The sequence below is a fragment of the Paenibacillus sp. Pae15 genome (assembly GCF_024519685.1).
GTDB lineage: Bacteria > Bacillota > Bacilli > Paenibacillales > NBRC-103111 > Paenibacillus_G > Paenibacillus_G naphthalenovorans.
The window spans coordinates 61,645-72,746 of record NZ_JALJRM010000025.1 but is presented as its reverse complement, the minus strand read 5'-3'; the positions used below and the strand labels follow the sequence as shown (position 1 = coordinate 72,746).

8 protein-coding genes are annotated in these 11,102 nt (G+C 51.8%); 5 read left to right on the top strand and 3 right to left on the bottom strand.

Features of this window, described 5'->3' with window-relative positions; genetic code table 11:
- Nucleotides 1-142 precede the first annotated feature (142 nt).
- Entirely contained in the window at nt 143-1,081 is a 939-nt protein-coding gene (locus tag NR121_RS18985; RefSeq protein WP_256831767.1) for an NAD(P)/FAD-dependent oxidoreductase, read from the top strand.
- Between the two features lie 68 nt (nt 1,082-1,149).
- Here the strand turns inward: NR121_RS18985 and NR121_RS18980 are convergent, their stop codons facing one another.
- A complete protein-coding gene (locus tag NR121_RS18980; protein ID WP_256831766.1) occupies nt 1,150-1,905 on the bottom strand; it encodes a DUF2161 domain-containing phosphodiesterase in 756 nt (251 codons plus the stop codon).
- A gap of 372 nt (nt 1,906-2,277) precedes the next feature.
- On the opposite strand from NR121_RS18980, the gene NR121_RS18975 reads away from it, so the two are divergent.
- A complete protein-coding gene (locus tag NR121_RS18975) occupies nt 2,278-4,173 on the top strand; it encodes a PrkA family serine protein kinase (protein WP_062406816.1) in 1,896 nt (631 codons plus the stop codon).
- Nucleotides 4,174-4,325: 152 nt separating this feature from the next.
- Here NR121_RS18975 and NR121_RS18970 read toward each other — a convergent pair whose 3' ends face one another.
- Nucleotides 4,326-5,876 carry an ATP-binding protein gene (locus tag NR121_RS18970; protein ID WP_062406818.1) on the bottom strand — a complete coding sequence of 517 codons (1,551 nt, stop codon included), beginning with the start codon at nt 5,874-5,876 and terminating at the stop codon, nt 4,326-4,328.
- A gap of 320 nt (nt 5,877-6,196) precedes the next feature.
- Between NR121_RS18970 and NR121_RS18965 the strand changes: the two genes are divergently transcribed.
- Nucleotides 6,197-6,994 (top strand): class I SAM-dependent methyltransferase, encoded by a 798-nt coding sequence (locus NR121_RS18965; RefSeq protein ID WP_054817120.1) that lies wholly within the window; start codon nt 6,197-6,199, stop codon nt 6,992-6,994.
- Here the strand turns inward: NR121_RS18965 and NR121_RS18960 are convergent.
- Nucleotides 6,969-7,256 carry a hypothetical protein gene (locus NR121_RS18960; protein WP_062406822.1) on the bottom strand — a complete coding sequence of 96 codons (288 nt, stop codon included), beginning with the start codon at nt 7,254-7,256 and terminating at the stop codon, nt 6,969-6,971. The two genes, NR121_RS18965 and NR121_RS18960, sit on opposite strands and share 26 nt — an antisense overlap.
- An 81-nt stretch (nt 7,257-7,337) precedes the next feature.
- Here NR121_RS18960 and NR121_RS18955 point away from each other — a divergent pair, with 81 nt between their 5' ends.
- Entirely contained in the window at nt 7,338-8,687 is a 1,350-nt protein-coding gene (locus NR121_RS18955; RefSeq protein WP_062406824.1) for an MATE family efflux transporter, read from the top strand.
- A gap of 189 nt (nt 8,688-8,876) precedes the next feature.
- A complete protein-coding gene (locus NR121_RS18950) occupies nt 8,877-11,048 on the top strand; it encodes an ATP-binding protein (protein ID WP_256831765.1) in 2,172 nt (723 codons plus the stop codon).
- Nucleotides 11,049-11,102: the final 54 nt, after the last annotated feature.

The window sequence follows — 11,102 nt, the reverse complement described above, 5'->3', positions numbered from 1 at the left end:
TAATTACTTCGACAAACCGTTAGGAAGATCCTGTTAGTTATTCATGCCGCCGTAGTTTTTTTTGCGCGGAAAAGGATATCGGCGCGTATGTAAAAAAAAGGAGGAGGGAAGCTATAGAAAACGGTGAGAAAGGACGAAGACCATGTACGATTGCATCATCGTTGGCGGTGGGATTGCCGGACTGCAGGCCGCCATTCAGCTGGGAAGGTACCGCCATCAGGTGCTTGTCGTCGATAAGGGCCAGGGGAGATCCACGCTTTGCCGCCGCTACCATAACGTGCTCGGATGGCCCGGCGGCGTAGCAGGCACTGAACTAAGGCGTCTGGGGAGAGAGCAGGCGCAGAGACTGGGCGTCAGCTTTCAGCAGGGCGAGGCGGTGGCTGCCGTAAAATCCGGCGATGATATTGAAGTCAGCTTGGCGGACGGCAGAGAATCGGTCAAAGGACGGACACTGCTCATTGCAACGGGGATAACGGACCGCTATCCGCCGCTGCCCGGGCTGGAAGAGATGATGGGGATCAGCGTGTATGTCTGCCCCGATTGCGACGGGTATGAAGTCAGCGGCAAACGGACGATCGTGATGGGAGCGGGGGACCCCGGGGCGGGAATGGCTTTGACGCTTCGCTACTGGACAGACCAGATTATTTTTGTAAATCATGAGAAGACGGCGATCCGACCCGATAAGCTCGACAAGCTGCATGAAGCCAGGATCGATGTGGAGGAAGCGGAGATCGAACAAGTGCTGAGCGGATCCGATGGGGCGGAGGGGATATTCGGCGGCGTCCGGCTAACGGATGGACGGATTCTGGAAGGGGAGAGGGGGTTTATCGCCTTCGGCGGCAACAAGGTTCATACGGATTGGGCGGTATCGCTGGGGGTGGAACGGCTGGAGAACAAGCATATCGTAACCAATCCCCGCACCAAAATGACGTCCGTACCCGGCGTATGGGCGGCGGGAGACGTCGGTATTCATTCGGAACAGCTGACGATTGCGATGGGTGAAGGGGCGCAAGCCGCTATCTGGATCCACAAGGAACTGATGAAGCGTGCAGCCGACAAGGCGGCCCGGATACGTGATTAGAGGAAACGGACCTGCATCTTTACGTTCCCTCCGGCTGTGCGGCTGTGACGTTTCCCTGAACGGCCTTTTTACTTTGCGGAATCGATAGGAACGGGAACCGGAAGGGTCTCCGCAACATGAGCGTAGGTCGTCAAAGCCTCCAGACCAAGCGGTGAAAGGGTGTAGATTCCCCGGTCGACGCGCTGGAACCAACGATAAACATTTTTTTGCAGCATGCCCGCAGCTTGAGGATTGCCTGTCAGGTCGCGAAGCTGCCGCGGACTCAACGGTCCGAATTGCCGGAGCAGGGAGGCCAAATGAATCGATTTTTCGCGATACGCGGTGATGAGTTTGCGCTTTGAGCTCCCGCCGACATTGTAATCGGCTCCGCGCTCACGAAACTCCCGCATCAGCTTGCCCGCGGCGTATTTGTTGTGGCGCGGTCCTTTGGGCTGATCGGCTGCAGCAGCCGTAAGTGCTGCCGGCGGATGGCATTCCACTTCGACTCGGGGCTTGCGGGTTTTGTAGAACTGCACAGTGATCATCCCCACCCCCAGCATGCCGCAAAGCTTGCGCAGCTCGGGCCAGCTGGCGCCATGGGGGGCGCGGCCTTTATTCGGGCGCTCGAATGCAACGTAGACCAAACGGCTGATCCGCAACCGATCAATGGCCTGCAGAAGGAGCGGGATGGAGAAGCTTTTTTTGAGCTCGACGATAAGAGGGGGTTCTTCTTCGCGAACCGCCACCAAATCGCAGTGGCGCACTTCCCCGCGCACCTCGTAGCCAAGCTGCTCCAAATAAGCCTTGACCGGGGCGTACAGTTCGGTTTCGCTTTTAATCGCCATGGTGTTGTTCTCCTTTAAGCTTTCATCGTACGATTATTATACCACAGCCGTACTTTCCGCTCCTTTCCATTCTTATCGTTCCCCTTTGGATAAGCCTTTCGCCTCATTTAAGGTTTTGGCCAATTTTGTCTAAAATTTCGGTCAACTTACTCCCGTTCACTGCATAGTTATTTAATACACTTCAAAATTTTAAAGAAGATGTAAGGAAAGATATCTTAGGTTGCACTGAGCATGTATGGACGTCACCCTGAAGAAGCTTTTCGAAGCGTTTAGTGCCATGCAGCGGAAGAAGTTGAAATCGGTTTTGCACTGCAAAACTCAACCTGTGCTTTTGAAAAAGGTTGCCGCGCAAAACCCGGAGGAGGTTGAATCATGGACTTATTCAAAAAAATCGCCGATTATCGCACGGAAACGGAAAGGCTTGCTTGGGCAGGAACGTTCGCCGAGTATATAGAAAAACTGCGGGAAAATCCGCGGTTGGCAATGACGGCTCATGCGCGAGTGTATGAGATGATTGCCTCCCAAGGCATAGTAGAGGAGAATGGGCGTCGAAAGTATAACTTCTTTGAAAAAGAGATTTTCGGGCTGGACCTGGCGATTGAAAAGCTCGTAGAGGAGTATTTTCATTCTGCCGCCAGACGGCTGGATGTCCGCAAACGGATACTGCTGCTGATGGGTCCGGTGAGCGGCGGAAAGTCCACCATCGTGACCTTGCTCAAAAAAGGTTTGGAACAGTTTTCACGAACCGATGAAGGGGCCGTTTACGCGATCCAGGGCTGCCCGATGCATGAAGAACCGCTTCACTTGATTCCTCATGAGCTGCGGCCTGAGGTGGAAGCGGAGCTTGGGGTCAAAATCGAAGGCAATCTGTGTCCGTCCTGCCAGATCCGTCTTCGCGAAGAGTACGGCGGCCGTATTGAAGATGTGCTGGTTGAACGCGTGCTGATTTCTGAGGAAAACCGGATCGGGATCGGGACATTCAGCCCCTCGGATCCCAAATCCCAGGACATAGCGGATCTGACGGGCAGCATCGACTTTTCGACGATCACCCAATACGGATCGGAATCGGACCCGCGGGCATACCGGTTTGACGGCGAGCTAAACAAGGCAAATCGCGGTCTGATGGAGTTTCAGGAAATGCTCAAGTGCGACGAGAAGTTCCTCTGGAACTTGCTCTCGCTCACCCAGGAGGGCAATTTCAAGGCGGGCCGTTTTGCCCTCATTTCGGCCGACGAACTCATCATTGCGCATACGAATGAATCCGAGTACAAGGCGTTCATCTCCAATAAAAAGAACGAAGCGCTGCAGTCGCGGATGATCGTGATGCCGATCCCTTACAATCTGAAGGTGTCGGAGGAAGAAAAAATTTATGCCAAGCTGATCAAGCAAAGCGACATGAAGCACGTGCATATCGCGCCTCATTCCTTTCGCGCGGCGGCGATTTTCTCCATACTTACCCGTCTCAAGGAATCCAAAAAGCAGGGTATGGATCTCGTGAAAAAGATGCGCATGTACGATGGCGAGGAGGTCGAGGGCTACAAGGAAGCGGACTTGAAGGAGATGCAAAACGAATATTTGGAAGAAGGCATGACCGGCATTGATCCGCGCTACGTCATCAACCGGATTTCCAGTGCGCTCATCCGTCATGACTTGGAGTTTATCAATGCGCTGGATGTGCTTCGTGCGCTGAAGGACGGACTTGACCAGCATCCTTCCATCACGAAGGAGGAGCGGGAGAGGTACCTCAATTTTATCTCCATCGCGCGCAAGGAATACGACGAGCTGGCGAAAAAAGAGGTACAGAAGGCGTTCGTCTACTCCTTCGACGAGTCGGCCAAAACGCTCTTCAACAACTATCTGGACAATATAGAAGCTTATTGCAATTGGGCGAAAATCAAGGATCCGCTCACCGGAGAAGAGATGGATCCGGACGAAAGACTGATGCGCTCCATTGAAGAGCAGATCGGGATTTCGGAGAATGCGAAAAAAGCGTTCCGGGAGGAAATTTTGATCCGTATGTCCTCCTACTCGCGCAAAGGAAAACGTTTTGATTACAGCAGCCACGAGCGTCTGCGCGAGGCGATTGAAAAGAAGCTGTTCACCGATCTGAAGGATATCGTCAAAATTACGACGTCTACGAAAACGCCGGACGAAAACCAGCTGAAGCGCATCAATGAAGTGATTAAGCGGCTGGTCGAAGAGCACGGCTATACCACAGCATCGGCCAACGAGCTGCTGCGCTATGTCGGCAGCCTGCTGAACCGGTAAACAAGAGGCGCAGTGAAGGCTCGCAACACGCCGGTACGCCGGAACTCATCATAATGGAACAGCCTCCCGGGGCGATCGGACCCGGGAGGCTGTTTTGGCGTCAGGATTCATGAAAGATCAGCGTTGGAGCCCGTTTTCGGCTCGCTCTGGCTCTATGGGAGAGGATCTGTTTGGAGAGCAGGCATGAAAATTTCCACGGTTGTTCCTTTGCCGAGCTCGCTGTAAATTTTCATTTTTCCCGCATGATTTTCGATAATCTTGTAGGTTACCATGAGGCCGAGCCCCGTCCCTTTTTCCTTGGTGGTGTAGAAGGGCTCACCCAAACGGGTGATCCGGTCCTGCGGGATGCCGCAGCCTTCGTCCGTAAACCGCATGAGAAGATTTCCGTCATCCGTCACTCTCAACTCGACGTGGATGGTTCCGCCTTCTGACATCGAATCGATGGAGTTATTCAATATATTGATAAACACTTGTTTGATCTGATTTTCGTCGCAGTTGATTTTTGGCAGGTTCGGATCCGCATGAACGATAATCTCCACGTTATGAATGATGGCTTGGGAGTTGAGCAGCAGGATGGTGCTGTGGAGGATCGTTTCCGGATCTTTCGGTTGAAACTGAACCGATTGAGGCTTGGCTATGACCAAAAACTCGCTGACGATAAAATTGATCCGTTCCAGTTCATCAAGCATAATGCTGAAGTAATGATCGTATCCGCTTACTTTGTTTTGCATCAGCTGTACGAATCCTTTGAGTGAAGTAAGAGGGTTGCGAATCTCATGAGCCACGCCGGCGGCCAATTGACCGACAATGGAAAGCTTCTCGGAGCGGATAATCATCTCTTCCGCGCGCTTGCGCTCGCTGATGTCCTGGCCGATCATGTAGACGCCTGCAATTTGCTTGCCGACGATGATAGGGAAATTCAAGACGCTGAGTTCAATCCGTTTCCCGTCCTTACCGAGGAACGAAATCTCATAATGCGCAGTGGAACCGTTAAGCGTTTCCTTGAAATATTGCTCCCACCGGGGAAAATGGTCCTTCGGAAGATACGGATGGATCGACTTATGAAGCAGCTCTTTCTCCGTATAGCCTGACACATTGTGCATGGCGGGATTGACGCTGGTGATCAAGCCGTTCAGATTGAAGGAAATGATGGGATCAGGATTATGCTCGAATAACGATTTATACCGCAATTCGCTTTCCTCTAGAGAAATCTCCGCCTTCTTCTTATCATAAAGCGCCTTGATCATGGCATACGAACGGGCAAACCGGTGATCTTCTTCCTGAGCGAGAATCGTTTCAAAGATATCGGCGCCTTCGTCATCCTGAGGAATACCGCGGTCGAGCTCTTTCATCTTGCGAAGCAGGCTTATGATGTTGGTGATATGCTCGCCGTGGATCCATGCAGCGGAAGCGGTCTTGTAACGATTCGAATTATCGGAGCGCAGGGTGACGATTCCCTTGCGGGGCGCATATTCGGTCACATGGTTCATGTTCACCACGTTCATTTGATCGATCAGCCGAAACCCTTCCTCATACAGCATTTCTTCAAAGGCTTCCAGTGAAGAAGCCCAGTAATATGTATCGGATACCGTATGAATGATAAACTCATTATTCCGTATGCATTCTATCTTTACAATTTCATCGGAAGGGATGAGCATAATGTCGGAGCTCTTTTTATTGCGTATGACTGGAATTTTTTGCATAGATTGAAATCACCTACCTGTCGCATTCGATACATTATATCATGGATGCTTGGATAGAAACAAAGTAAGAAACAGGGGATCTAAAAAATTTTATAGGCTTACCGTATCCCTTTAATAGATAATTAATTATATCGTTTACAAATATCATTAGTAAATAAGTAGTAGAAAAATGGCGATATTTGTCGTTTTTATTATCCTAATTGGATACGAAGAACTATGTTTTTGATTTTTTATAGATACAGGCTATAAATTTAATTGCTCCTATATATTGGATTAATAAAGAGCGATCCCGGATAATGGAAATAAAAGGAGAGATGCACATGAAGGAGAATCGAATGGAACAACGATGGGACGCTGAGCATTACGATGAACGGATCGGATTTGTCTCCCGATTGGGTCAGAGCCTGATCGGCCTGCTCCAGCCGAAGCCGGCAGAACGCATACTGGATTTGGGCTGCGGAACGGGTGACCTGACGCATCAGATCAGCCTGAGCGGAGCAGTCGTTACCGGTTTGGACTGCTCGGAGACGATGATAGCTAAAGCGAAGGAAAAATATCCTGAGCTGCGTTTTGTAGAAGCTGACGGGGAAACGTTCCGGTTGGAGGAAGGAGAGGCTCCATATGATGCTGTGTTCTCCAATGCGGCGCTGCACTGGATGCAAAAACCGGACAAAGCCATAGAATCGGTGTGGCTGTCGCTGCGGCCGGGCGGACGTTTTGTCGCCGAGTTCGGCGGATTCGGAAACGTAGGCGCCATTATTCAAGCATTGACCTCGGCGGTAGAGAGCTATGGAGTGCCGGTGGAAAAACGGTATCCTTGGTATTTTCCAAGCATCGGGGAGTATGCTTCTCTTTTGGAGAAGCAGGGCTTTGCCGTTGGTTATGCGGAGCTGTACGACCGGCCCACGCCGCTGGATGGCGGAGAACGGGGTCTGCGCCATTGGCTGGCTGCTTTTGCGGGTACGTTTTTTGCCGGATTGTCCGAAGCCGAGAAGGAAGAAGTGTGCCTCCGGTGTGAAGCCGGCTTGAGGCAAAAGCTGTACGACGGCAAGCAATGGATAGCCGATTACCGCCGGATTCGAATCAAGGCCGTTAAACCTGTCGAACAGGCTGGTTGAGATGGGCCGGCAGTGCAAGTGAGGAAGTACGATGTTCTAACAGCCACACCTTTTTCTCGATATGGGATATTTTTTGCTCAAGGCGATCAAAGTTTGTATGAATATGGGAATAACGTCTTTGGATGGACGCCAGCTCTTCGATAATCGATTGCAATTCGTTATCCATGGGAGGAAGCCCCTTTCCATTCGTAATCTGCTCATAGGGTTCGGGTCTGTTCCTTTTTTTGGGTCCGTTGCGCGGATTCGCGGGATTCTGTGGCATGCTGCCTCTTGTTGGCAGACTTACATTCAGTCAAAATGATATTATGTCTTCATACTATGAAAGGATTCAGGACCTGCATACATGAACAAAGGGCTAGCGGAATTTACAAAACATTGGAAGCTGATTCTCGGCCTGGCGATTCCTTCCATCGTCTCTTTTGCCGCCGGTACGGTTACGGGAACCATCAATCTAATCATGGTGGGGCCGATGGGGGCGCTGGTCATTGCGATTGTCGGTGTTTCGAATATCATTGTGTACAATGCCTGGGCGCTTTGCTCCGGTTTTGGCTTTTCGGTCAATTATTTAGTGGCGCAGAACTACGGGGCCGGGCAGATGGAGCAAGCGGTCAGGCGGACGTATATAGCGCTTTACGTCAGTGCGGGAGCAGCCCTGCTGGTCGTGTTGACGGGCTGGCTGCTGTCGGCGTTTATCCTGAAGCTGATGGGCGGCTCTGCGGAGCTTGTCGCCAACGGTGCCGACTATTTGAAATACCGGTTGTTTGCTATCGCCTGCTTTATAGTCAGCTTTGTGTTCCAAGGCTTTTTCCGCGGCATCGGGGATGCACGGACACCGATGCAGATGTCGCTTCTGGCCAACGGGACCATGATCTTTTTGACCTGCACATTGACTTACGGCAATCTGGGTTTTCCCGAGCTTGGCCTGCGGGGAGCGGGGCTAGCGGTGTTGATCGGGGAAGCGCTTGGCCTCGTCGGCAGCGCGTATGTGTATTTCTTTCGTCTTCATCGCCGCTATGGCACACGCCGCCGGATCGCCGCGGACCGATCGGACATTCGCCTGATCGCAGGCGAAAGCGGGAAGCTTGGCGTGCAGGAGCTCGCCATGAGCGGTGCCATGTTTATATTTACGATGTTTGTCACACGACTGGGAACGGAGGCCTTAGCCGCCAATGAGATCGCCCTGAACGTGATGGCGCTGGGCTATATGCCGGCTTTCGCTTTCGGGGCGACGGCGACGATTCTTGTCGGACAGGAAATCGGCCGCGGCGAGCCTTACCTCGCCAGAAGGCTCGGCACGGATGTGGCCGTGCTCGGCAGCCTGTTTTTGCTCTTGATGGGAATGGCGGAATTTGTCTTCTCCGAAACGGTGGCACGTCTGTATTCGAGCGATCCGGCCGTTTATACGCTTGCCGGCAAGCTGATTATGATTTCAGCCTTCCTGCAGCTATTTGACGGTCTGCTTAACTATTATTCCGGCGCCCTGCGAGGGCTGGGCGACACTTCTTTTCTCGTCCGCGTATCGCTGGTGCTGAACTGGCTGGTGTTCATCCCTTTAGCGTATGGGTTAACGTTTATGGCAGGGCTCGGAAGCGCGGGGGCGTGGTTGTCCCTCTACCTGTTTCTCGGCTTGTTTGCTCTTGTGGTCTGCATACGATTTTATCGAACGGACTGGGATGCGGCACGCCTAAAGTAAATCTTCTGTTCGCAAAATCCCGCGCAGGCGTTGGCTTAACACGGCCTCGCTGCGGGGGGTGGTTTCAACGGACAGGCAGGATTTTTGGCCGATTGGAGCGAATTAACATTTAACCCCAATTGTTAGTTATTAAGAACGAGACGGAGCGCGTTAAGGCAAGAAGGGTGCTGCGAACAAGGCGGGCTTGGATTGGCTCAGAATCGCACCAAATCCGTAATCGAAGCCCGGGAGAGTGAATGGAACAGCATGCCCAGCGAAAGAATGTTTCCCGTATTGACCGCGTTTTTCTTGCTGCTGCTAATTCTGGCCATGGCTCTCTTTTCGGAGGGGAGCCGGTTTTTCTCGTCTTTATCTCATGCGACTGCTGCGGAAAAAGGCGTCCTGGATTTGCGAACCCGGGACTGGAAGCCGAATGAAACCGTGTCCCTGAACGGCGAGTGGGAATTTTATTGGAACCGGCTTGTCCCCTCTGATGAATTTGCAGAAAATGCAAACCCGCTGCCGATGCAGTATTTTTCGATTCCAGGCGCTTGGAATAAAACGGTGACGGGAGGCCAATCCCGCCCGGGTGACGGCTTTGCCACTTACAGGCTTAAGGTTCTTTTGCCGGAGCAGGCCGATGAAATGCTTATGCTCTGGATTCCGGCGATGAATACGTCTTACAGGCTTTGGGTGAACGGACAAGAGGTTGCAGAGGCGGGTCATGTCGGGACGTCGAAGTGGAGTTCCGTGCCCCAGTATATTACGCAAACCGCGGCAGCGCACACGCAGGATTCCCAATTGGATTTGGTGCTCCAGGTATCAAACTTTGACCATCAAAAAGGCGGCGTCCTTAAACCCATCAAACTGGGGTCAATCGATATGATTATGCGCTCCAAAGAGCTGTGCACCGGATTCGACACGCTGCTGATCGGCAGCCTGCTGATCATGGGGTTGTACCATTTGGGGGTGTTCGCCGCTAGAACGAAGGAACAGTCCGTACTGTACTTCGGCCTGTTCTGCCTGTTATTCAGCTTACGGGTGACACTGCTTGGCGAAAGTGTCCTGACCAGAATGTTCCCCGATTTTAATTGGACGCTTTTGCTGAAAATGGAGTATTTGACGGCTGCCTTGGGCATCCCCTTGTTCGCGCTGTTTTTCTCGAAGCTGTATCCGTGCGAAAGCTCCCGGAAGATCGATTTCGCTTTATGCGCACCGATGCTGGCCTACTCTTTATTTGTCGTTATTTCTCCTACAACGGTGTTCACCCCGACACTGATCGTTCTGCAGTTGTTTGTCGCCGCAAGCATTGTTTACTTCATGAGCATCATCACGCTCGCTTTGCTGCATAAACGGGAAGGCAGCGGCATTGTTCTTGTGGCCTGCTCTATTTTTGCCTTGACGATTGTGAATGACATGCTGTACGCGCACGAGCTTGTGCATACGACTGATCAAATGTCGGGGTATGGCCTGCTCATCTTTGTTTTTTCCCAATCCATACTGTTATCGACCAAGCTTTCCCGGGCTTACATCAACGAGGAAAGGCTCTCGGCTGCTCTGACCGAGCTGAACACCGGACTTCACGATAAAATCAAATCGCACACCCTGGCTCTTGAACAGGCGAACGAAGCGTTAAAACGGAAAAATGACGAGCTTTCCCGTTTGGAGAATTCCCGCAGTCATCTGCTCAGCAATATCTCACACGATCTTGGAACGCCGCTTACTACGATCCAATGCTATTTGGAAGCGATTATGGACGGCATGGTGGATACGGAAGATCAGAAAACCCGTTATCTTCAAATCATCCACAGCAAGGTAGTCGGGATGGACCGGCTGATTGAAGACTTGTTTCACCTTTCCCAATTGGAGGCAAGGCAGGTCGCCTTTAAAATGCAGCCGATGCAGACCCGGAGTCTGATAGAACTGCTTTATACAAGATATGAGTTGGATGTACGAAACGCGGGACTTCGTTATACATTGAATATGAAGGGAACGGCTGCCGAACGCGGGATGTTCTCCACGGTTGAGGTGGATTTGGAGCGGCTGCATCAGGTGTTCGGCAATTTGATTCATAATTCCGTCAAGTTTACGCCTGAAGGCGGCTCGATCGATGTGGAGCTGGTCGATGACGGTCAAGGCATGCTGTGCCGAATCAGCGATAGCGGTATCGGAATCCATCTGGAAGACTTGCCCTATATATTCGACCGGTTCTACACGAACAATAAATCGCGCAACGCCAAGACAAGCGGTAAAGGGCTCGGATTATCGATTGCCAAAGAAATCGTTGAGTACCACGGCGGACGTATATGGGTGGAGGGATCGGATCATCAGAAGGGTACCGTCATCTGCTTTTCCATCCCATTGGCGCAAGTGAAAGAGTAACTTGCCGGTTCATCGGCATGCGCCAACCGCGATTTAAATATAGAATGAAGGTGA